This is a genomic window from Chryseobacterium indologenes, assembly GCF_002025665.1.
GTDB lineage: Bacteria > Bacteroidota > Bacteroidia > Flavobacteriales > Weeksellaceae > Chryseobacterium > Chryseobacterium metallicongregator.
On sequence record NZ_CP018786.1, the window covers coordinates 388,032 to 410,774 of the forward strand.

Annotated in this window: 20 protein-coding genes; 14 read left to right on the forward strand and 6 right to left on the reverse strand. The window is 36.1% G+C overall.

Going from position 1 to position 22,743, the window contains the following annotated elements:
• The first annotated feature begins 13 nt into the window (after positions 1-13).
• Positions 14-1,300: a citrate synthase gene (locus BUE84_RS01760; protein ID WP_034694713.1), complete on the forward strand. Its 1,287-nt coding sequence runs from the start codon at positions 14-16 to the stop codon at positions 1,298-1,300.
• 60 nt (positions 1,301-1,360) lie between these two features.
• On the opposite strand, the gene BUE84_RS01765 is transcribed toward BUE84_RS01760, so the two are convergent.
• Positions 1,361-1,684, reverse strand: a complete 324-nt coding sequence (locus BUE84_RS01765) for a nuclear transport factor 2 family protein (RefSeq protein ID WP_079240251.1) — start codon at positions 1,682-1,684, stop codon at positions 1,361-1,363.
• An 18-nt stretch (positions 1,685-1,702) separates the two neighbouring features.
• Positions 1,703-2,497: an SDR family oxidoreductase gene (locus tag BUE84_RS01770; protein ID WP_079240252.1), complete on the reverse strand. Its 795-nt coding sequence runs from the start codon at positions 2,495-2,497 to the stop codon at positions 1,703-1,705.
• A gap of 122 nt (positions 2,498-2,619) precedes the next feature.
• Here BUE84_RS01770 and BUE84_RS01775 point away from each other — a divergent pair, with 122 nt between their 5' ends.
• The 3 genes from BUE84_RS01775 (at position 2,620) to BUE84_RS01785 (ending at position 6,383) form a co-directional block, all read left to right on the forward strand.
• A complete protein-coding gene (locus BUE84_RS01775) occupies positions 2,620-2,979 on the forward strand; it encodes a winged helix-turn-helix transcriptional regulator (protein WP_079240253.1) in 360 nt (119 codons plus the stop codon).
• Between the two features lie 87 nt (positions 2,980-3,066).
• Positions 3,067-4,128: a helix-turn-helix domain-containing protein gene (locus BUE84_RS01780; RefSeq protein WP_079240254.1), complete on the forward strand. Its 1,062-nt coding sequence runs from the start codon at positions 3,067-3,069 to the stop codon at positions 4,126-4,128.
• A gap of 80 nt (positions 4,129-4,208) precedes the next feature.
• Complete coding sequence (locus BUE84_RS01785) at positions 4,209-6,383, forward strand: TonB-dependent receptor domain-containing protein (RefSeq protein ID WP_079240255.1); 2,175 nt, start codon at positions 4,209-4,211, stop codon at positions 6,381-6,383.
• A 36-nt stretch (positions 6,384-6,419) separates the two neighbouring features.
• On the opposite strand, the gene BUE84_RS24305 is transcribed toward BUE84_RS01785, so the two are convergent.
• Positions 6,420-6,584, reverse strand: coding sequence for a hypothetical protein (locus BUE84_RS24305; protein ID WP_158521335.1), 165 nt, complete (start codon positions 6,582-6,584; stop codon positions 6,420-6,422).
• Between the two features lie 290 nt (positions 6,585-6,874).
• On the opposite strand from BUE84_RS24305, the gene BUE84_RS01790 reads away from it, so the two are divergent.
• From BUE84_RS01790 to BUE84_RS01835, 10 genes are all read left to right on the forward strand, one after another.
• Positions 6,875-7,789 (forward strand): dimethylarginine dimethylaminohydrolase family protein, encoded by a 915-nt coding sequence (locus BUE84_RS01790; RefSeq protein WP_079240256.1) that lies wholly within the window; start codon positions 6,875-6,877, stop codon positions 7,787-7,789.
• Between the two features lie 85 nt (positions 7,790-7,874).
• Positions 7,875-8,798, forward strand: coding sequence for a citrulline utilization hydrolase CtlX (gene ctlX, locus BUE84_RS01795; RefSeq protein ID WP_079240257.1), 924 nt, complete (start codon positions 7,875-7,877; stop codon positions 8,796-8,798).
• A gap of 20 nt (positions 8,799-8,818) precedes the next feature.
• A complete protein-coding gene (locus tag BUE84_RS01800) occupies positions 8,819-9,178 on the forward strand; it encodes an S-adenosylmethionine decarboxylase family protein (protein WP_079240258.1) in 360 nt (119 codons plus the stop codon).
• Positions 9,179-9,181: 3 nt separating this feature from the next.
• Positions 9,182-10,642, forward strand: coding sequence for a DUF4178 domain-containing protein (locus BUE84_RS01805; protein WP_079240259.1), 1,461 nt, complete (start codon positions 9,182-9,184; stop codon positions 10,640-10,642).
• Positions 10,603-10,839 carry a hypothetical protein gene (locus BUE84_RS01810; protein ID WP_228421874.1) on the forward strand — a complete coding sequence of 79 codons (237 nt, stop codon included), beginning with the start codon at positions 10,603-10,605 and terminating at the stop codon, positions 10,837-10,839. Before BUE84_RS01805 ends, BUE84_RS01810 begins: the two co-directional genes overlap by 40 nt.
• A 12-nt stretch (positions 10,840-10,851) precedes the next feature.
• Positions 10,852-11,067, forward strand: a complete 216-nt coding sequence (locus tag BUE84_RS01815; protein ID WP_045491052.1) for a DUF350 domain-containing protein — start codon at positions 10,852-10,854, stop codon at positions 11,065-11,067.
• Entirely contained in the window at positions 11,060-12,574 is a 1,515-nt protein-coding gene (locus BUE84_RS01820; RefSeq protein WP_079240260.1) for a polyamine aminopropyltransferase, read from the forward strand. Before BUE84_RS01815 ends, BUE84_RS01820 begins: the two co-directional genes overlap by 8 nt.
• Before the next feature lie 37 nt (positions 12,575-12,611).
• The gene (locus BUE84_RS01825; RefSeq protein ID WP_238594347.1) at positions 12,612-14,138 is read left to right on the forward strand and encodes an NAD(P)/FAD-dependent oxidoreductase; all 1,527 of its coding nucleotides are present in this window, start codon (positions 12,612-12,614) and stop codon (positions 14,136-14,138) included.
• Positions 14,139-14,147: 9 nt separating this feature from the next.
• Positions 14,148-15,173 carry a hypothetical protein gene (locus BUE84_RS01830; protein ID WP_079240262.1) on the forward strand — a complete coding sequence of 342 codons (1,026 nt, stop codon included), beginning with the start codon at positions 14,148-14,150 and terminating at the stop codon, positions 15,171-15,173.
• A 27-nt stretch (positions 15,174-15,200) separates the two neighbouring features.
• Positions 15,201-16,955, forward strand: coding sequence for a discoidin domain-containing protein (locus BUE84_RS01835; RefSeq protein WP_079240263.1), 1,755 nt, complete (start codon positions 15,201-15,203; stop codon positions 16,953-16,955).
• A gap of 50 nt (positions 16,956-17,005) precedes the next feature.
• Here BUE84_RS01835 and BUE84_RS01840 read toward each other — a convergent pair whose 3' ends face one another.
• The 3 genes from BUE84_RS01840 to BUE84_RS01850 all read right to left on the reverse strand — a co-directional run bounded on the left by BUE84_RS01840 (position 17,006) and on the right by BUE84_RS01850 (position 22,513).
• Entirely contained in the window at positions 17,006-17,866 is an 861-nt protein-coding gene (locus BUE84_RS01840; RefSeq protein WP_079240264.1) for an alpha/beta hydrolase, read from the reverse strand.
• Between the two features lie 81 nt (positions 17,867-17,947).
• Entirely contained in the window at positions 17,948-20,206 is a 2,259-nt protein-coding gene (locus tag BUE84_RS01845) for a TonB-dependent receptor domain-containing protein (protein WP_079240265.1), read from the reverse strand.
• A 45-nt stretch (positions 20,207-20,251) separates the two neighbouring features.
• Positions 20,252-22,513: an outer membrane beta-barrel family protein gene (locus tag BUE84_RS01850; protein ID WP_079240266.1), complete on the reverse strand. Its 2,262-nt coding sequence runs from the start codon at positions 22,511-22,513 to the stop codon at positions 20,252-20,254.
• Positions 22,514-22,743 lie beyond the last annotated feature (230 nt).

The window sequence follows — 22,743 nt, forward strand, 5'->3', positions numbered from 1 at the left end:
AAATAAATAAATAATGTCAGACAACAAAGTAATATTGAATTACGACGGTAATTCATATGAATATCCAATCGTGGATAGTACTATCGGAGACAGAGGGATTGATATTTCAAAATTAAGAGACCAGACAGGTTTGATCACTCTGGATTTAGGTTACAAAAATACAGGGGCTACTATTAGCGACATCACTTACTTAGACGGAGATAAAGGAGAATTATTCTACAGAGGTTATCCAATCGAGCAGATTGCTGAGAAATCTAACTTCACTGAAGTAATGTATCTTTTATTACATGGAGAATTACCTACTCAGGATCAGTTTACTTCATTCGACAACAATATTAAAAAATATAACTTCATCGCAGACGAAATGAAAAAGATCATTGATGTTTTTCCTCGTTCTGCTCACCCTATGGGAGTTTTATCTTCTATGACGTCTGCTTTGACAGCTTTCAACCCGAAAGCAGTGAATGTAAACTCTAAAGAAGAAATGGATCATGCTGCTGAGCTTATGATCGCTAAGTTCTCTCACCTTTGTGCTTGGACTTACAGAAAAACTCAAGGTTTACCATTAAACCACGGTGATAACAACCTGAACTACGTAGAGAACTTCTACAAAATGGCATTCAGATTACCAAACGCTGATTTCGAAATCGATCCGGTAGTAGTAAATGCTTTAGATAAATTATTAATCCTTCACGCAGATCACGAACAAAACTGTTCTACTTCTACAGTAAGAATGGTAGGTTCTGCTCATACAGGTCTTTTTGCTTCTATCTCTGCTGGGGTATCTGCACTTTGGGGACCACTTCACGGTGGTGCTAACCAGGCAGTAATCGAAATGCTTGAACTGATCGAAAAAGATGGAGGTGACGTATCTAAATATGTTGCTAAAGCTAAAGATAAAGGAGATAGCTTCCGTCTAATGGGATTCGGACACAGAGTTTACAAAAACTTCGACCCAAGAGCGAAAATCATCAAGAAAGCTGCTGATGATATCCTTAAAGCATTAGGTATCCAGGATAAAGCTCTTGACATTGCAATGCAGTTAGAAAGAGTAGCTCTTGAAGACGAGTACTTCGTAGAAAGAAAACTATATCCAAACGTAGACTTCTACTCAGGTATCATCTACAGAGCATTAGGAATTCCTACAGAAATGTTTACCGTAATGTTTGCATTAGGAAGACTTCCAGGATGGATTTCTCAGTGGAAAGAAATGAGACTGAAAGGAGACCCGATCGGAAGACCAAGACAGGTTTACCAAGGTGCTCAGGAAAGAAACTACATCGACATCGCAAGCAGATAATATTTGCTTATACCATAAAAGAATCCCAAAGCTTGCTTTGGGATTCTTTATTTTTACAACCTATTCAGTAATAGCTAATGCTGTAATAAGATTATCCTTCGTCCGGAAATGAAAATTCAGCATTATCGGACTTCCATCAAAAGAACCGGAAATATTGATTCTTAAAACCATTGTATCATCCTTTACCGAAAAATCTTTTACCTCAAACAAGGTTTTGTATTCATTATTGGATTTTTCATTCCATTGTCTTATTTCCTCTTTTCCAGTATATATTTTTCCTTCATCAAATACGGATGCCTGTTCAGAAAAACAATTAGAGAAAGAAATACTGTCAAAAAGTTCCTGTGCCTCTAAGAATTCCTGTAAAATGTTAGGTAAGTTCATATTGTTATTTTTAAATGATTACACAGTAGGAATAGTGCCGCCATCTATTACATATTCGGTTCCGGTTAAATATTGTGCTCGTGGAGAGACTAAAAAACCAACAAACTCTGCAATATCTTCAGGCTGGGCAGGTTTACCGATGGGAATTCCACCCAACGCATCCATGACACTTTGGGTTGCTTCCTCTATCGAGGTTTCTGAACTTTTAGCAATACGTTCCATCATTCGGATGGCAGATGAAGTCATGATCCAACCTGGAGAAACGGTAAGGACACGAACTCCCTTTGGAGAAACTTCTTTTGATAAACCTTTGCTGTAATTGATCAGTCCTGCTTTGGCAGCGGCATAGGGTAATGTAGAGTCAAATAAAGGCAACCTTCCCTGAATGGACGCTATATGAATGATTACTCCCGTTTTTCTTTCCAGCATTTGTGGAAGGAATCCTCTGTCTAAACGAACGGGCGCTAACAAATTGGTCTGAATTGTATTTTCCCAGTCTTTATCACTCAAAACAGAGAATCCACCACCAGGCGTTTCTGAACCTCCCAATGTATTAATTAAAATATCAAGCCTTCCAAAAGCAGATAACACTTCTCTTACCAGCTTTTCAGTATCTTTTGCCTGACTCAGATCTCCTGAAATAAAATGAAGTTGATTATTAATCTCTTCAGGCCGATTTCTGGCAGTGATAATTACGGTGGCACCAGCAGTGAGCAGTCTTTCGGCAATAGCTTTTCCAGTTCCTTTTGTCCCTCCCGTTACTAAAGCAATCTTACCTGATAATTCGTTGTTGAAATGAAATGATTCTGTCATGATTTCTTTTTTGTACAAATTTCAGGAGTATGACAGGCTCTTACAAGTACGGTCTTACGAATCACATAGGGATAAATTAATCCCCTATTGTGATCTCATCTCATTGTGTTACATTTGTTTTTATGTACGAAAGAAAAATCCCACCCAATCTGAATTGCGGGCTTGATCTGATTGCTGAGGTACTCTATGGCAAATGGAAGATTCGTTTGCTATGGTTTATTAATGAAGGATTTCAAAGACCAAGTGAATTACAGAGGAAAATTCCTGATGCTTCCCGCAGAGTATTGAATGTTCAGTTAAAAGAGCTGGAAGAGCATGATCTTGTCACTAAGAAAATTTATCCCGTTGTACCGCCAAAAGTAGAATACAGGCTTACGGAATTTGGGAAGACATTGATTCCGGTTATTGCTACATTAGGGAAATGGGGTGATGATCATGAAGAGCACTTACGGGCGCTCATCCTTAAAAGACTGGAACAATAATCTTAAAAAGAGAAAGATATTTTTATTTTTTACAAAATCGGATATAATAATTTGATTAAATTTACTACTGTAAAAAATTAATACCCAATGACTTTCGGAGAACAGATGTTATTTTTCTTCAGCGCAGTAGGAGCATTCAACGGACTTCTGCTGGGCATTTATTTGCTGTCTGTTAAAAAACTGAAATACCCTCCGGATTTTTTCCTTGGAATTCTTCTCTTAATGCTAAGCTCAAGAGTCGTAACTTCTGTATGCTTTTATTTTTATCCCGATTTACCCAGAATTATTGCACATTTAGGGCTTTCAGCCTTATTTTTTACCGGCCCGGCTTTATACTATTATGTGAAATCTTCCTTCCAGCAGGATCAGTTTGATTGGAAGAACTGCAAGAACTGGTTTGGAATACTAACCCTTATTTTAGGAATTATAGGTTTATTATATCTGGTATTTCCCATTACGTGGGATAACTATTTTGCTACTTTTATCTATACCGTTTGGTCTGTATTTATATTTCTTACGGTCTATCAATATTTTATTTTGCTTAAACAGAATCATAAAAGTCCGAACAATTTTGTACTTCCGATTCTGGTCAGCAATGTGATTATATTTTTGAGCTATCAGCTTATTTCGACAGGCTGGTTACAAATTTATTGTGCAGGAGGAAGCCTTGTGTTTTCGTTTGTACTGTATGCCAATTTTTTGATTTTATTTAATAAAAAATACCAAAAGCTTCCGGCAAAAGAAACAGAAAAATATTCCAATAAAAAGATTTCCGGAGAACAGGCGGATAGTTTTGTTTCAAAACTGGAAAGATTAATGGATACAGAAGAGCTTTATAAAAATCCGAATTTAAAATTGAGTGATCTGGCTTCCAGAATGAATATGTCTGCACATCAGCTTTCTCAATTGCTGAATGATAATCTGGGGAAAAGTTTCGCTACCTGCATCAATGAATACCGAATCAATAATGCCTGTGAAAAAATAGAAAATGGCTCTTATCTGAAAATTGAAGAGATAGGATATGAAGTAGGATTCAATTCCAAATCTACTTTCTTCTCAACTTTCAAGAAAATAAAAAATACAACACCTCTTTTGTATAAACAGTCACAAACCCTTACTGAGCCTAGGTTTCAGAGTTCAAATTTATAATTCAGTACTGCGGAATTTCAATTTCAAAACCGTATTGCTACCACAAGCCGATACTTTTGATTTCATAAAATTTAAAATTTATGATCATCAAATTATGGCTTTTACCGCTATTGCTGTTTTTATCATTTTTTGGAAAAGCGCAGGAAAAGGTAAATGGAAAAGTTCCAGATTCTCTGGCTGAGGTTAAATCTCCTACAACAAATATCTCAGAAGTTATCATTCAATCCACTCCCCGAAAGATGAAACTGAATGACGGTAATCTTGTACTATCTGTTGCCGGAAACAAAGACTTTAAAACTTCCACTCATCTTCTCGATGTCCTGAGGAAAACTCCTGGGGTTACTGTAGATCAGGAAGACGGAATTTTTGTCGGAGGAAGAATTACTCCAGCAGTTCTTATTGATGGAAAACCTGTGGTGATGAGTAATCAGGAGTTGCAATCTTATTTACGGTCTTTATCCCCCGAAATGGTGGAATCTATAGAAGTGAATACCAATCCATCCTCAAAATATGATGCAGAATTTAAAGGAATTATTGATATTAAACTAAAAAAGAATGTCAGTCTCGGTTGGAAAGCAGGTTATAATGGCAATGTATACATCAATAAATTCAATTATCAGGAAAATGGAGTCAATGTATCTTACCATACCGGAAAAATAACATACAATGTTCAGGCTGGCTATAATGAAGGAGTTTCAACCTATCGTTATCATGCTTTACAGCGTTTGGCGAATACGAATATCATGCGTACGCATACTTATCAGGAAGACTTTGGAAAAGTATACAACCTGCAAACCGGAGCTGATTTCAGGCTGAATGATAAAAACAGGTTTGGCATTAATCTGAGAGGAAACTTCCGGAATAACGACCGTATCCGAAACGGATCACTTTACACAACCAATAAAAATGAAACTCAATTGGTATTGAATACAGCCAGTGAGAATCCTACAGATTATTCACAGGGTAACTATGGGATAACAACGGATTATTCTTTCCAGAGCAACGGATTTAAACTGAGTTTTTTAGGGAACTATCTTTCGGTAAAAAATAAACAGAATGATGATTTTATCAATAGAGATCAGAGTACATCGAAACTACTGTCTTATTGGAAGTCTGACCTGATTAATAAAATTACTATTCATACTGCGCAAATAGATGCTTCCCAAAAAATAAATACCATTGATATTGAAGCAGGTCTGAAATACAGTCATTCTGATACCCATAATAATATCCGGTATGATACATTATCTGTGGGAAATCAGTTTGTATTTGACCCTACGCGAAGTAATATATTCTCCTATAAAGAAAAAATATGGGCAGGTTATCTGGCTTATAAACAGAGAATTGGAGATTTTCAAATCATTGCAGGGTTAAGATTTGAAAACACAAACAGTATTTCCAATGCCATTACCATGGATTCTGTTGTTTCTAGAAGTTACCTGAAATGGCTGCCTTCTTTAAATGCAAGTTACACTTTTAATAAGTCCAGTGAATTTTCTCTTTCCTACAGCAGAAGAATCACAAGACCGGTCTTCTCTCAACTTAATCCATTCAGATTTTATTTCAGTCCGTTAAATTACTGGATTGGGAATCCTTATTTATTACCTTCCTTTACCAGTCAGATCAAAGCAACCTATCGGCATAAAAACTGGATCACAAGCTTTGCTGTTGGAAAAGAAAAAGAGGTGATGACCCGTTATCCTCTTTACAATCCCGAAACCAATGTACTGGAATATTTGGGAACGAATCTTCCGTATCGTAATTTTGCTGTTTTGGAGACCAGTTTTCCGATCAGAATTACAAAATGGTGGAATATCACCAGCCAGATTACGGGATATTATAATTATGAATTCAGGCCCTATCTTGATGAGGTCTTTGCGTTGAATATTTATAATTATGAAGTAAGATTGAATCAGGTATTTTCCCTTCCAAAAGGAATTACACTCAATCTATTCGGTAGTTATGAATCTAAAACTGGAAATAGCCTTTACCTCATTAAACCAAGATATACCATAGATGTCTCAGTTCAGAAGTCATGGTTTGATAATAAATTGAACACGAAGATTGGTTTTAATAATCTATTGGATTCATATGAGCAGAAGCTTGAATTCCGGCATAAACAGATTATGGATAACCGTTTTACCCATTGGTGGGATAGTAGTAGATTGATATTTTCACTCAGTTATACTATTGGCAGTTCAAAATATCAGGTCAAAGAAACCCAAAAGACAGAAGAAGAAAACAGGACGAGATAAGAAAACCTGCTTAAAAAAGCAGGTTTTCTTTTTTTATTATGGACATTGGCATCTGTCGCAAGTCCAGATATAGCAGTTTCCTGCATCATCCCATTCGCAGCATCTTCTGCCAGTGGAAATAGGAGCGCCTCCCATTACAGATTTTTGCTGATCTCTTCCTAATTTTTGTGCTTTTTTCAGCACCGGATTGTTCTTGTTCATGACTTTGATTTTTGGTGTTAATAGTTAAGTTTTATGATCTATAATTTCGCGAAAATTATATCACTAATATAGGAAATTAAATAATATAATTATCTGTTTTTTGCTTCTTATGTAGATGGAAAATAGTAAGTTGTAGATGTTTTTGGAACTATTCACTGCAGTTGGCGGAACAGACAAGGAAATTTTGTTGAAGAGTGTTGTTTTTTGCAATCAAATTTAATGTATAAAATAATCCAAAAGTTTTACAGATAGAGACCTTTACTTATATTTGTAGTATTGCATAAATCTTTATGAGACTAAACATTAAAAACGAAACGGGTAGGCTGAAGTCAGTAGTTCTAGGCCAGCCTAATTCATTGGGAGCAGTTCCCACACTAGAGGAAAGTTATGACGCAAAGTCATATTACTCAATCGAACACAACATTTATCCTAAAGAAGAGGATATTATCAATGAAATGAACGCTTTTGAAGCGGTTTTAAAAAAGTATGGCGTTGAAGTTTTGCGCCCTAGTATCATCCAAGACTACAATCAGGTTTTTTCAAGAGATGTAGCCTTTGTTATTGATGATAAAATGATCATTTCCAATGTGATTGCAGACAGAGCAGACGAGCAGGAAGCTTACAAAAGTGTTTTTGAAAAAGTAGCATGGAGAAAAATTATTAATCTTCCCGAAACCGCACATATTGAAGGAGGAGACGTAATCGTATGGAATGACTTTATCTTCATCGGAACCTGTTTCAGTGAAGATTACAGAAACTATAAAACGGCAAGAACCAATGAGTATGCCATTGAAATCCTGAAAGAATATTTTCCAAAGAAAAGAATCATTGACCTGGAATTGAAGAAAAACGATAAAGTTCCGTTTGAAGGTATTCTGCATTTGGACTGCACATTTAATCCTGTAGGGGAAGACAAATGTATCATTTATAAAAACGGGTTTGTGGATGAAAGCGATTACCGTTTAATCATCGATATTTTCGGAGAAGAAAACTGTTTCCACATCAATGATGAAGAAATGTTTGAAATGTTCCCGAATATTTTCTCCATTTCACCTGATGTAGTAGTTTCAGACAAAGCATTCACCAGAATGAATGATCACTTGAGAAACGAATGGGGAATGACCGTTGAAGAAATTCCTTACAGAGAAATCTCTAAAATGGGAGGCTTGTTGAGATGCTCTACAATGCCGCTTGTGAGAGAATAATTGAGTGGGAATGTTTTAGGGTTTGAGAGTGAGAGAGTTTTTACTCTTTCAATCTTTTAATTTTTCAATCTTTTAATCAAAAAAAATGCAAACAACAGATACAGTATTAATGATAGAGCCGATTGCATTCGGTTATAACGCTGAAACAGCGAAAAACAATTACTTTCAGGTAGAACAAACGGGTTCTGATATCCAGTCGAAAGCTTTGGCGGAGTTCAACACCTTTGTCGGAAAACTGAGAGAAAAAGGAATCAATGTGATCACTATAAAAGATACTTTAGATCCACACACACCGGATTCTATTTTCCCGAATAACTGGGTAAGTTTTCATAAAGACGGAAAAGTAGTTTTATATCCGATGTTCGCTTCCAACAGAAGAGTAGAAAGAAGAGAAGATATTATTGAAAGTATCAAAGATCAGGGATTTGAAGTCGCTGAAATTGATGACTGGTCTTTCTCAGAAACTCAGGGACATTTCCTGGAGGGGACGGGAAGCATGATTTTTGATCACGATAATAAAATTGCTTATGGTTCCGTTTCTTTGAGGCTGGATGAAAAACTGTTCAGAGAATTCTGTACGAAATTCGGATTCACTCCGGTTGTTTTCCACTCATTTCAGACCGTAGGAACAGAAAGACTTCCGATCTACCACACCAATGTCATGATGTGTGTGGCAGATAAATTTGTGGTAATCTGCCTGGACTGTATTGATGATGAGCTGGAAAGAGAGAAAGTAACAGAAACTATTAAAGGTTCTGGAAAAGAAATTATCGAAATTTCAGAAGATCAAATGCAGCAGTTTGCGGGAAATATGCTTCAGGTTCAAAATAAAGACGGAGAGAAATTTCTGGTAATGAGCCAGACTGCCTATCAGTCTTTATCTGCAGATCAGGTGGCTGCTATTGAAAAATACTGCGAAATTATTTATTCAGACCTGAATACTATAGAAGTAAATGGTGGAGGAAGTGCAAGATGTATGCTTGCTGAGGTTTTTCTTCCAAAAAAATAATATATTTACGAAAAAATTAATTGAACCCATTATCAAGTAAAGGTTTACATATTCTTCTGACTTTGGAAACAGAGTCAGAAGATTTGTTATTAGACAGCAAAGGATTTCTGGAGTTTACAGAAGATATTCTGAAAACCAAAGATGTAGAAATTGTAGGAGTAACCAATCATATTTTTGAAAATGAGAGTTTTACTTCCGCGGTAATCCTGAAAGAGTCTCACCTTTGTATCCACACGTGGCCGGAATTTAAACAGCTTACTTTTGATGTTTTTCTTTGTAATTATACCCAGGATAATACCACAAAAGTAGAGCAGATTGCAGATGAAGTAGTTCAGTATTTTAAAGCTAAAACCATTCAGAAACACAAAATTTACAGATAAAAAATGCACTATGTCTGCCCAGCATGCGAATCAGAAAATACATTAGATCTCAATTTTCCTATCGAGGAATATGTTTGTAAAACCTGCTCTCATCTGATTGATGTTGCAGGAAATAAAAAGATTAAACATTTGAAAATACCGACAGAAAACGTTGTCTTGGATGTCGGACAGAAAGGAAATATTGACGGTGTAGAATATACCGTTGTATCAATTGTTGTCAGAAAATACGGAAACAGTATTTTCTGGAGGGAATATTCTTTAAAAGACAGCAAAGGAAATGATGCTTTCCTGAGTGAGAGTGATGGACATTGGGTTTTCCTGATCTCTATGCATCCTGATGATTTTAAAGGTAAAGATTCTAGATTACCCACCTATCTTGGGAGAACTTACCGCTGGTATGAAAACACTCCATGTACTATCGATGCAGCAACAGGTTTTTTTGATGAACACCTGGATTTCAGCATTGCTACATACAAAGAATATGTCAATGGAACACGAATGATCTCTCAGGAGAAGAGCAGCAAAAAAAGTCAGTATTTTTATGGGGTACATATTTCAAAATATGAGGTTAAAAGAGCTTTTAAAATAGCTAATATGCCCTATTATACAGGAGTTGGGATCGTTCAGCCTTATTATTTCGATATGAAACAGGCTTTAAACATCTTTTGTCTAGCAGCATTAATGATATGTCTGCTTCAGTTGTATGTGTACATCTCAAGAACTAATGAAACGGTTTTTGCAGAGACCATCAATTTTGCTGATGTAAAAGACAAAGAAATGGTCAGCAAGAGTTTTACACTTTCAGGAGGCTCGGCACCATTAAAAGTGAATGCATTTTCAGGGGTTGATAATTCCTGGGCTAATGTTCAGCTGAGTCTTGTGAATGAAAAGACTAACGAAATTGTCTATACTTCAAAAGATATCGAACAATATCATGGGTACGAAGATGGGGAAAGCTGGTCAGAAGGAAGTCAGTCTGAAGAATTTAATCTTTGTGGAGTAAGCTCGGGACAATATCACTTTCTTATTTCAGCAGAAAAAGAAGGATCTTTATTACCCGCGTTTTCCGGTCTTCAGTCACCGGATTCAAGGGTATTAATTTCCAGGGATAAATCAGGAACGGTAGAGGTAACCGATATCTATAAAGGACAACCTATCACTTTCATAGACGGAAAGACTTTAGAAAAAGATACAACAGCATTGGGTAAACTGGTGAAAGCATCCTTTGGAACTTCAAAAATAGATTCTCTTATCAATACTGAAGGGTTAAGACTCACTACAGATCCTATTTCAAACAATACCTATATACAGCTCAAAGCAACATGGCTTCCTGTTTCATTCTGGAACTTCGGAGTTATTTTATTCATAATGATTATTCTCTTTGTTGCGATGCTTATGGGAAAACATTCCTTTAATGTGAAGAAATGGAAGAACAGTTCAAACACCCCTTATTCTACATCATGATGACCAATATTGTAAACTACATAAGACAAAACCTGATGCTCTGCGTGATCGGAGGTTTTTTCATGACCCTGTTTGTATATCTTACCTATCAGGGAAGTCAGGTGTGCGACTGTGCCAAAACAGAAACATACCGCGACGGAACTACAAAAAGCCACTCCAGAGGAGGAGTTGGATTCTACAGATACTATCACAAATAAAAATATAAAACTATGGACAACATCAATTTCTTACCCATATTAAACTCGGTTCTTTACTCATTTTTGGGAATTGCTATTCTGCTGGTATGCTATTTCATTATTGAAAAACTTACCCCGGAAAAGACATGGCATGAGATCGCTCAGAACAAAAATATAGCACTGGCTATTGTTTTCGGAGCATTTATCATCGGAATTTCAATGATTATAAGCGCAGCAATTCATGGATAAGAAGAGGATTCCTCTTGAGCTGCTTTTATTGTTTTCAGTATTCGTCATTGCTACATGTGGATTGATTTATGAGCTGGTGGCCGGAGCCCTGGCGAGCTATCTCTTAGGAGACTCTGTAAAGCAGTTTTCCTTCATTATCGGGGTATACCTCTTTTCAATGGGAGTAGGTTCCTATCTTGCAAAATTCATCAAAGGAAATCTTATTGATAAATTCATTGAGATCGAAATCCTTGTTGGAATTGTGGGCGGAATCAGCTCTGTAGTGCTGTTTATTTTGTTTAATACACTCGCACACTTTGAAAGTGTTTTATATCTTTTTGTCTTTTTCACGGGCTGTCTTGTAGGAGTGGAAATTCCGCTTCTGATGAATATTCTGAAAGATAGAGTTCAGTTTAAAGATTTAGTTTCAAATGTCTTTGCATTCGATTATATCGGAGCTTTACTGGCTTCGATTCTTTTTCCTCTGGTTTTGATTCCAAAGTTGGGAATTGTAAAAACACCTTTATTTTTTGGATTAATTAATATCTCTATTGCGATATTTCTATGTTACTACCTTAAAAAAGAATTGTCGAAACCATTCTCCTTAAAAGTAAAGTCTATTGCTGCCTTTGTTTTTCTGCTGGGACTTTTCTTTTTCTCAGATACAATTCTGTCTTATTCTGAAGAAAAATTATACGGTGAAAACGTAGTCTATACCAAAAGTTCACCCTATCAAAGAATCGTTTTAACAAGAAATACTCACGAATTTCGTTTATATTTAAATAACAACTTACAGTTTTCATCCACCGATGAATACCGCTATCATGAAGCGTTAGTACATCCTGCGATGTCTATGGCCAAAAACGTAGATAATGTCCTGATTCTGGGAGGAGGAGATGGTTTTGCCGCAAGAGAAGTATTGAAATATAAAGACGTTAAAAAAATAACGCTTGTGGATTTGGATGGTGAAATGACTCAGTTTTTCAAGACCAATGAAACCATGCGCAGACTGAACCAAAGTTCTTTTTCCAATCCTAAAGTGGAAGTCATCAACAAAGATGCCTACATTTGGGTTAAAGAGAACAAAAAAAAGTTTGATGTCATTATCATCGACTTTCCCGATCCATCCAATTACAGCTTGGGAAAACTCTATTCCCTGCAGTTTTATAAAGAACTGGAAAGACTGACGACTCTTGATACGAAAATTGTGGTTCAGACCACCTCGCCGTATTTTGCTCCGAAATCTTTCTGGTGTATAGAAAAAACAATCAATCAGATTTTCCCTTTCACAGCCGCATATCACACCTATGTTCCGTCTTTTGGAGAATGGGGATTTTCTATGGCTTCATTTGAGCCCATCAACAATAGAGCCTACAGAAAGCTTCCTGGTTTGAAATATTATGATTACAACTTTTCACAGATGTCCTATTTTAATAAAGACATGAAAGTGAAAGACGTAGAAGTTAACCGTCTGGACAACCAGATATTAGTTCGTTATTTTGATGAAGAGTGGGGGAAGGTACAGTAGAAAGGATTTTCTTAAAACTATATTTTTAGGTAGTCTTATGCTTCCTTTTCTCCAGTATTGTGGAAAGAAGGTAAAGTCATTATTACTGAAGATAACAGGTACAAATCATGTTCTCGGTCATAAGTTATGGGCAAAAGATTTTCCGCAGTTTTCAGAAGTTATCCACACCAAATATCTCATCGTTGGCGGCGGGATTTCCGGGCTTTCGGCATGTCGCTTTTTTAGCCAAAATAATCAGCAGGATTACCTTCTTCTTGAAATGGAAAACCATCTGGGAGGAAATTCTTCCAATGGACAGAATTCATATTCAAAATTTCCTTTAGGAGCACATTATTTGCCATTACCCAATAAGGAAAACATAGAAATTATAGAGTTCCTTAAAGAGTGCGAAATCTGCCTGGGAACAGAAGAAAACGGAGAACCCATTCTTGATGAATACCAAATGACTTTTCCACAACAGGAAAGACTGTTTTATAAAAACTCCTGGCAAAACGATATCGTTCCTCAAAGAGGTATTTCCCCCGAAACACAGCAAGAGCTCAGCCGCTTTTTTAAACTGATGGATGAACTGCGTGTAAAGAAAGATGCACAGGGGAAATATTGGTTTGCCATTCCGGTACATGATTCAAGCAGAGATGATGAGGTTTTAAAACTTGAAAAAATCATTTTTAAAGATTGGCTTAAGGAAAATGCCTACCAGTCGGAAGAACTTCTCTGGCTTCTGGATTATTCCTGCAGAGACGATTTCGGTTTAGGAATTGACTATGTTTCAGCATGGGCCGGCATTCATTATTTTGTTGGAAGAAAAAATAACTGGAGCACGAAATATAAAGATCAGGTATTCACATGGCCGGAAGGAAATGCAAGACTCGCCAAACATTTTTCAAAATACACAGAGAGAAAACACATGCCTGAAAACTTAGTTTTTGATGTGAAACTCAATGATAAAGTTGAGGTACTGAGTTTTGATAGTGCCCAAAAGAAAACGAAAAAGATCATTGCAGATAAAGTACTTTTTGCATCACCTCAGTTTGTGAATGAAAGAATTTTTAATCAAAAAAGAGCATCCTCGTTCCACTATGTTCCCTGGCTTTTAACAACGATTACGCTGAAAAATGAATTCGGAGGAGATGAAGAGTTGGCCTGGGATAACGTAATCTACGGATCTTCCGGATTGGGGTATATCTTTGATCAGCATCAGAATCTTAACCAGATTATGGGTGAAAAAGTAATTACCCACTATAAGAGTTTTTCAACTGGAGACTGCCGAAAAGCAAGGAAAAAGCTGTATGCCATGAAAGAAGCTGAACTGAAAGATTTAGTTTTAAATGATCTGAAGAAAGCACACCCTCTGATAGAAGATTTTATTCTGGAAATGCAGTTTCATAAAATAGGACATGCTATGATAGCGCCGGTTCCTAACCAGATTTTTGGAGAAAAAACGCGAACAGCAAAAGAACCTATTGAAGATAAAATTTTCTTTGCCCATTCCGATCTTTCCGGAATATCTATTTTTGAAGAAGCCTTTTATCAGGGAATCCGGACAGCGGGCCAAATGATATAAAATGATACGATGAAACAACCCTGGATACATAACGCAAAAACAGACTGGTGGTTTATTTTATCACCTCCTTTTCTGGTGCTGTTGATCATTTTTCTTTTTCAGAAACAGATTCAGGGGCTGGAAAACCATTACTCTTTTTACACATGGCTCTTTCTGATTGTTTTTGTGGATGTTGCTCACGTATATTCTACGCTGTTCAAAACGTATTTCGTAAAAGGAGAAATACAAAAAAATAAACTGCTTTATCTTGGAACTCCTGCGGTAAGCTGGATTTTAGGGATTCTTCTTTTTCAATTTGGGAGTCTGACATTCTGGTCGGTACTGGCATTGGTTGCCGTTTTTCATTTTATACGCCAGCAATATGGTTTTATGAGAATCTACGCCCGCTTTGAACCGAATAACTGGAGCAAAAAAATAGATGAGGCTGCCGTTTATTCCGCTACTATTTATCCAATGTTGTACTGGTTTAAAACTCCTCGTGTCTTCACATGGTTCGTCAACAACGAATTTGACTGGCTTCAAAATCTTCCGGATTACGTTCCTTTAATTACTGTGGTTTATTTTGCTATTCTGATCATCTGGATTATTAAGACTGTTGTTGAAGCTTTTAAAACAAAAAACAGTAACATTCCGAAAACAGCATTGATTACCGGAACTTTCCTTTCCTGGTATTTTGGGATTATCTATTTTAACAATGATCTTCTTTTTACTTTTTTGAATGTGGTTTCTCATGGAATTCCCTATATCGCATTAATTTATATCCGGGAAATACAACAAAAAGAAAATCATCAGATGAATTGGATGCAGATTTTTAAATCTTTTTCAGGAATCCTTTTGTTCATAGGAGTTCTTTTAAGCTTTGCTTTCTTGGAAGAATTTTTATGGGAAACTCTGGTATGGAATGAACATTTTTCCCTGAATGTGATGGTTTCTGAAAACTGGTTTCAGTTCCTTGTTCCTTTATTGGTCGTTCCGCAGCTCACTCACTATCTGCTGGATGGCTTTATTTGGAGAAAACCCAAAAAAGTTACCTAACTTTGTCTCAATCTTTAAAATCTAAAAATGAGACAATATTTTCTGTCACTGGCAATCTTTCTCGGAATTATTGTGGGTGCTCAGCAGAAAACGTTCTGCAATCCCATCAATATCGATTATGGTTATACTCCTTTTGAAGTTTTTTCAAAACAAGGGAAACACCGTGCTACAGCGGATCCGGTGATTGTTAATTTTAAAAATAAACTGTTTCTTTTTTCTACAAACCAAGAAGGATACTGGTACAGTGATGATATGCTGGACTGGAAATTTGTAAAAAGGAAATTCCTCAGAGATAATAAATATACCCATGATCTTAATGCTCCGGCTGTCTGGGCAATGAAAGATACTCTGTATGTCTATGGTTCAACATGGGAACAGGACTTTCCCATCTGGAAAAGTACAAACCCAACCAAAGACGACTGGAAAATTGCAGTGGATACGCTAAAAGTAGGAGCGTGGGATCCGGCATTTCACTATGATGAAGATAAAAATAAACTCTATCTGTACTGGGGTTCAAGTAATGAATGGCCATTACTGGGAACAGAGGTGAAAGTAAAAAATCTTCAGTCTGAAGGTTTTGTAAAACCTATTCTTAAACTAAAGCCTGAAGACCATGGCTGGGAACGTTTCGGGGAATACAATGATAATGTCTTTCTACAGCCTTTTGTAGAAGGTGCCTGGATGACTAAACATAACGGGAAATATTATATGCAATATGGTGCTCCTGCAACAGAGTTCAGCGGATATTCCGATGGAGTATACGTAAGTAAAAATCCTTTGGAAGGTTTTGAATACCAACAGCATAATCCATTTTCCTATAAACCGGGTGGTTTTGCCAGAGGAGCAGGCCACGGAGCTACTTTTGAAGACAATTATAAAAACTGGTGGCATATTTCCACCATCTTTATTTCCACCAAAAATAATTTTGAAAGAAGGCTGGGAATCTGGCCTGCAGGTTTTGATAAAGACGATGTAATGTACTGTAATACGGCGTATGGAGATTATCCAACTTATCTTCCACAGTATGCTCAGGGAAAAGATTTTACAAAAGGTCTTTTTGCCGGATGGATGTTGCTGAATTATAATAAACCGGTGCAGGTTTCATCTACTTTAGGAGGATATCAGTCCAATTATGCTGTGGATGAAGATATCAAGACCTATTGGAGTGCTAAAACAGGAAATTCAGGAGAATGGTTCCAGACTGATCTTGGTGAAGTTTCTACTATTAATGCCATTCAGATCAATTATGCAGATCAGGATGCAGAGTTTATGGGGAAAACTTTGGGGAAAATGCATCAGTATAAAATCTTTGGATCTAATGATGGAAAGAAATGGAATGTAATTGTGGATAAAAGCAAGAATACAAAAGATGTTCCTCATGATTATGTAGAACTTGAAAAACCTGCAAAAGCCCGTTTCTTTAAAATGGAAAATCTGAAAATGCCTACCGGAAAATTTGCATTAAGCGGTTTCAGAGTGTTTGGAAAAGGAGCAGGGAAACAGCCAGCAAAAGTAGAAGGCTTTGTGCCTTTAAGAGCTGACCCGAAAAAATATGGTGAAAGAAGAAGTATCTGGATGAAATGGCAGCAGAATCCTGAAGCAGATGGCTATGTAATCTATTTTGGAAAGACTGCGGATAAATTGTATGGAAGCATTATGGTGTACGGAAAGAATGAATATTTCTTCACGGGAGCCGATAGAACAGATGCTTACTATTTCCAGATTGAAGCTTTCAACGCCAACGGTGTTTCTGAAAGAACAGCTGTTGCAAAATCAGAATAAAAATTCAAGTTTAAAATAAAAAATAACACGTTTTGAAAAATTAGGATGTGTTATTTTTTGTCTGCTTTTTTAAGAAAAGTTTCAATTTTATCTATAAGAAATTGATCATTGGGTTGTTTATCCCAATCCAGATGTCCGCCATTGAATTGATAGGATTCATGGATAACTTGATTTTTATTTAAAGTTGAATCTAAGATTTTTCCTTGAGTAGAAGGAATCACACGATCCGAATTTCCATAATAAGATAGAGTAGGAGGAGAATTTTCATTTATCCATTTAACAGGACTGGCAAAATCTATTCTGGATATTCCAAGTCCTGATACACGAGGATCTACCAATCTTCTTTCTACAAAAGAATATTCCTGATAATTTTTGAAACCTGGATCGGAAAGGTCAGCAGGGCCAACAATATTAACAACTGCTTTTATCCTTTTATCTGTGTCAAATTTATAAGCATATAGCATGGATAAATGCCCTCCGGCACTGTTTCCTAATAATATGAATTTAGGGTTGTACCTGAGTTTCTTTTCTAAGAAAGCAGAAACCTCTTTAATATCATTCATTTGATTAGGCAGACCATAATTGGTTTCTGAAACCAGTCTGTAGTTCATATTAACAAAAACATGATCAGGAAACTTCTGCATTAGAGAAAGGGTGAAGAAGGTGAGCTGTGATTTATTTCCACTACGCCAGCCTCCACCATGAATAATGATGAACACATCTCTTTTACCCTGAGATTTTTTGGTGGGAATATAGAGATCCATAATCTGTTCCGGGCTGTTTCCATAATGAATATTTTTCTCTTTATCAAAGTGGATATCTTTGCCCAGTTCTATCTTTTTTTCTTTACAACCATTCCATATAAAAAGTAGGATTAGGCAAATCAAAATAATAGGTATATCTTTTTTCATAACTATTAAATATAAAAAAATCCGCTGAAAAATAATCAGCGGATACCGTAAGAATAATTGAATATGAAGAAAGATAATTCTTTATCTTGTTCTACTTTTAATAGCATCTGAAGCACCTTCGATGTCTCTTACCTTTTTGATTTTCTGGTTTCCGAAATTATAGGTAAGACTTACGATTAAGCTTCTGTTGTAACGGTTTTGGTGGACATAATTATAGTTCCCGTTTTCCTGGAAGTCTTCAATTTTAACGATGTTGGTATTCAGTACATCATTTACATTGACTGCGAAAGTCCAGTCATTCCACATTTTCTTAAGGCTAAGGTCTAAACTCATCAAGTTTTTCAATGAACCAAGCTCAATCTGCTGTTTATCTACAAAGAAGTAATTAAGTCCGAAGAACCATGTTTTCTTTTTATCAAGACGAACGGTGTTGTTGGTTTGGATCAAGAGACTGGTAGAATTGGTTTTATTGGTGTATGTAATAAATTTTCCATTCGTACCTTTTTCATCTTTGAATCTGTCTCCGGTTGTAGGATCAGTATCAAGGCTTCCATTGTTGATATTATGTTGTACCCCGATATTGAAATTGGTTGTCCAGTATTGCTTGAAAAATGACTTTTGAATACCTACCATTGCAGACATTTCCTGTTTATTCCCAAAATTGGTTCTGATATATCTCAATGCCGGGTTTTCTCCTTCCTTCCCGGCCGGTGATACCGGATATCCCTGAAGCGGCACCTGCGTAATCACATCCTGAATATAAGAATGGTTTAAAATCAGGAAATAGGAATTTTTGAACATATAGGTAAGCTCCTGATTATAGTTGGAAGACGCCTTTACAAATGGGTCATTCTGAGTATAATTATCATCTGTAAGAATGTTCCTTACCGGATTAAGTTCCCAGAAACTAGGTCTTCTCATTCTGCTAGAGAAGGAATAAGAGATATTATTTTTATCATTAATTGCATAGTTCAGGCTTAGATAGGGAAGAAGGTTTTTGTAATTTCTTTCAATTCTTCTAAGGGCTTCTGTGGGAGCGTTGTCAGAAGTTCCAAGACTGTTTGTGATCTCATATCGGGCACCTATTTTTCCGGAAAGTTTGTCGGAAATCTTTTTCTCAACGGTAATATACATTCCGTAGATGTTTTCATCATAGATAAAATGGTTGGGCTTTGAATCTGGAGTTTTTACAGGATTAAAAGAATAAGTTATGTTTTTAGAATCGTTATCTGTTTTGGTTTTATTATAATTTCCACCTATAGACACGGTCAGATCATTTTTAAACTTTTGATTATAATCTATCATTCCTGAGAAATTATTAATGATCTGAGGGAGATCCTGCAATACCTGTGTTTTTATTTTTCCTACTTCTCTGTTGATATCCGAAGCAAAGGTTTGGTTATCTGTGAACTGAAATCTTCTATAGTTGAGGTAAGCTGCGTTTACATTCAGTTTACTTCCTAATGAATCTGTTTTTAATTCATAATTTAAATTCACAGAATTGTTATAAGATCTTGAATCTTCACGGTTTTTAGACCACGTATATTCTGTATTTGTTTTTTTAATGGTATTAAATAAATCTACCGTTGAATTATAACTTTTATTGGCCCATGTGTTCCATGATAATGCAAGATTGCTTTTATCATTCAGTTGATAATCAATATTCAGATAACCACCGATGTTTTTATTCGGATCATCTACATCTCCTACGGATTCATTAGAAGTTTTGGCAGTCCCATTTCTTAAAGTATAGGTTTGTGGCTCAATATTTTCACCCCCACTAAGGCTGGCGCTTATTCCCAGTTTGTTTTTTCTATAGTTGGCTGAGAAGCTCGCCTGACTTCCGTTATATTTATTGGTAGTGTTAGACATTCTCATATTTCCATTGAGACCATCACTCATTTTTTTCTTTAAAACGATATTGATGATCCCATCTGATGATTCTACCTGGTACTCACTTCCGGGTACTGTAATCACTTCAATTTTCTGGATATTTTCTGCCGGAGTATTTTTCAGAAACTGAGCCAGAGACTCAGAATCCATAGTGCTTTTTCTGCCGTTGATAAAGATCAGCGCATTATTTTTTCCAGCAATTTTCAATGTTTTATCATCTGTGGAAGATAATAACGGAGTCTGTTTAAGGAGATCAAAAGTGGTATTTCCTTTGGCTACAGGAGATGCTGCTACATCATATACAAAACGGTCACTTTGCTTTTTGAAAACCTGTTTTGTGATGGTAACTCCTTCTATATTTTTTGTTTTTGCCGTATCAGATTTCTTTTCCTGAGCAAATGCACAAGTACCAAATACGATGGCCATTGACAAAATTATACGTTTCATGTTGTTTTTATTTAAGAGTGGATTTAGTGGTATAGGTTGTATAGATTAGGTTCTTGATTTTACAGCATCGTTGGCTGATTTCATTTCCCTTGCTTTTTTCAGTTTCTGGTTTCCGAAATTATAGGTAACACCGATGCTCATGAGCCTTGGATAATTGAAGTTGGTGATATTATTAAACTTTCCGTTAGGCTGTACTCCTCTTACTCTGTAGAAGCTTTGATTAAATAAGTCACTCACTTCCGCTACAATCGTCCAGTCTCCGGCAATTTTTTTCAGACTTAAATCGAAACTCTGTCTCGCTCCGATCATTCCTCCTTCCATTGCGGTCTGGCTGGCAAAGAAGTAATTAACCCCTAAGAACCAGTCTTTTTTAGAAGAAAGTCTGATGACATTATTGATCGTTGCAGACATATTGTAGTTTTTTACATCAATGATATATGGTTCCAGTGACTCGGATTCGTACTGACCCAGTTGAGAAGTGGGATCTTCCCATACTCCGCCTTTGTAGGTAACATAGCCCAAATTGACAGAATAGTTGGTTGTCCATATGTCTTTGAACCATGATTTGTTCATTCCCAGCGTAAGTGCGAGCTCTCTGTTTTTACCGTAATTGGTTCTTATATACCTTAAAAATCTTGTTGTTTTCATGATCATTTTTCCGTCTGGGCCATAGATTATCTTCCCATTTTTATCTCTTTCTGGAGTGGTTAAAGTTCCCTGTAACGGAAGCATGTCAGAAGCAGATGCATCTTCCACCATATTAAAGCTAAGATTGGCATAGAATGCATTTTTGTACATATAGTTCAGCTCCTGATTATAAAATTTTGAAGCAAGAACAAATGGATTGTTCTGTGTATAATTCGTAGGAGTGAAATATGTTCTGGACGGGTTGAGTTCCCAAAATCTTGGTCTTCTGATTCTGCTTGAGAAAGTATAACTCAGATTGTGATCAGAATTGATGGCATAATTTAAGTTCAGATAAGGTAAAAGATTGTTGTAGTTTCTTTCGAATCCTGTTTTTTCCAGAATCTCTCCGGTACTTCTGGTCATCTCGTAGCGGGCTCCTATTTTTCCGGATATTCTTTCAGTCAGTTTACGTTCATAGTTCAGGTAAATACCCAGTATATTTTCTTTATAAATGAAGTGATTGGTTTGTTTAGGATCTATCACAAAATCACCACCTATTAATTTGTCTTGTTTGGTATCATTATCCGTGTTCGTATGATTGTAACTGATTCCCATTAACCAAGTTGCGCCTTTAGCTGTTTTTTTCAGGTAATCGATATTAGCGGCATAATTGTTAATGATCTGAGGGACTGATTGATGAAGCGCAGAATACTTGTTGATCGTATCGTTTGTTAAAGGAAAACTTTCATTGAAACTTACTTTATCCCTGTTGAACCATAAATAAGAAACGTTTGAGGTAAGCTTACTTCCCAGAGAATCTGTTTTCATCTCATAATTCAAATTGAAAGAATGATTTCTGGTTTGCGCATCCTCGTTATTGACTGTTCTGTTATTTAATACTCCGTTTTGCCAGTTGGTAATATCCAGTACAGAATTGAAACTTTTATTATATCTCATGTTGTAAGAGAATCCAAGACTGTGTTTTTTATTAATCTCATAATCAACATTGAAACCTCCTCCAAAATTTTTATTAGGATCATCATTAAATCCGAAAGATTCATTTTTGAAAGTAGGATCTCCGTTTGATAAAGTATATCTCTGTCTGTCTGTCCAGCTTCCCGTTCTGAAATTAGAGTTACCTGACCATTTTCCCTGTCTGAAATTAAAAGAAGCTCCAGCATTGGGATTATTGTAATAAGCTTGCTCATTCTGCATTTTCAGCGTTCCGTTGTAGCCGTTATTTTTGCTTTTTTTCATTACAATATTGATTACTCCTTCTTTAGACTCAACCTGAAATTCACTTCCCGGAACTGTAATCACCTCTATTTTTTGGATATCCTCAGATGGAGTAGACTTCAGCATTTCAATCAATGCCTCAGCATCCATATTGGTTTTCTTATTGTTGATATAAATCACGGCATCATTTTTTCCCAAAATCTTCAGTGTTTTTCCATCAATACTGGAAATCATCGGAGTTTGTTTTAAAAGAGTAAAGGTGTTGGTTCCTTTAGCGATAGATGAAGAAGCTACATCATACACCAAACGGTCACCTTGCTTTTTGAAAACCTGCTTCTTGATATTCACTGCATCAATAGCATTTACTTTCATACTGTCTTTTTTCTGCTGGGCAGTGATAAGTCCACCGAAAAATAGTGCTGCAATAAGAATTTGAGTCTTCATGATTATTCTTTTTTAATTAATAGCTTGTATGGTTTGTTATTTAACATTGCAAAGATATATAATAAATTTAGTATCATGCAATACAAAGTACTGAAAAATATTTTTAATTAAATTTAATTGATTGATTATCAGTTGGTAAAAATTTAGTTAAAAATAATGATTGCCTGACCTTTCTGTATAATAAGACAAATAACAGATGTTAAATGTTACATGGAAGAAAGAAATTAATG

Coding starts and splice junctions, on each gene's coding strand:
- BUE84_RS01760 (WP_034694713.1), top strand. CDS start 14: ATGTCAGACAACAAAGTAATATTGAATTACGACGGTAATTCATATGAA.
- BUE84_RS01765 (WP_079240251.1), bottom strand. CDS start 1,684: ATGAACTTACCTAACATTTTACAGGAATTCTTAGAGGCACAGGAACTT.
- BUE84_RS01770 (WP_079240252.1), bottom strand. CDS start 2,497: ATGACAGAATCATTTCATTTCAACAACGAATTATCAGGTAAGATTGCT.
- BUE84_RS01775 (WP_079240253.1), top strand. CDS start 2,620: ATGTACGAAAGAAAAATCCCACCCAATCTGAATTGCGGGCTTGATCTG.
- BUE84_RS01780 (WP_079240254.1), top strand. CDS start 3,067: ATGACTTTCGGAGAACAGATGTTATTTTTCTTCAGCGCAGTAGGAGCA.
- BUE84_RS01785 (WP_079240255.1), top strand. CDS start 4,209: ATGATCATCAAATTATGGCTTTTACCGCTATTGCTGTTTTTATCATTT.
- BUE84_RS24305 (WP_158521335.1), bottom strand. CDS start 6,584: ATGAACAAGAACAATCCGGTGCTGAAAAAAGCACAAAAATTAGGAAGA.
- BUE84_RS01790 (WP_079240256.1), top strand. CDS start 6,875: ATGAGACTAAACATTAAAAACGAAACGGGTAGGCTGAAGTCAGTAGTT.
- ctlX (WP_079240257.1), top strand. CDS start 7,875: ATGCAAACAACAGATACAGTATTAATGATAGAGCCGATTGCATTCGGT.
- BUE84_RS01805 (WP_079240259.1), top strand. CDS start 9,182: ATGCACTATGTCTGCCCAGCATGCGAATCAGAAAATACATTAGATCTC.
- BUE84_RS01810 (WP_228421874.1), top strand. CDS start 10,603: ATGGAAGAACAGTTCAAACACCCCTTATTCTACATCATGATGACCAAT.
- BUE84_RS01815 (WP_045491052.1), top strand. CDS start 10,852: ATGGACAACATCAATTTCTTACCCATATTAAACTCGGTTCTTTACTCA.
- BUE84_RS01820 (WP_079240260.1), top strand. CDS start 11,060: ATGGATAAGAAGAGGATTCCTCTTGAGCTGCTTTTATTGTTTTCAGTA.
- BUE84_RS01825 (WP_238594347.1), top strand. CDS start 12,612: ATGCTTCCTTTTCTCCAGTATTGTGGAAAGAAGGTAAAGTCATTATTA.
- BUE84_RS01830 (WP_079240262.1), top strand. CDS start 14,148: ATGAAACAACCCTGGATACATAACGCAAAAACAGACTGGTGGTTTATT.
- BUE84_RS01835 (WP_079240263.1), top strand. CDS start 15,201: ATGAGACAATATTTTCTGTCACTGGCAATCTTTCTCGGAATTATTGTG.
- BUE84_RS01840 (WP_079240264.1), bottom strand. CDS start 17,866: ATGAAAAAAGATATACCTATTATTTTGATTTGCCTAATCCTACTTTTT.
- BUE84_RS01845 (WP_079240265.1), bottom strand. CDS start 20,206: ATGAAACGTATAATTTTGTCAATGGCCATCGTATTTGGTACTTGTGCA.
- BUE84_RS01850 (WP_079240266.1), bottom strand. CDS start 22,513: ATGAAGACTCAAATTCTTATTGCAGCACTATTTTTCGGTGGACTTATC.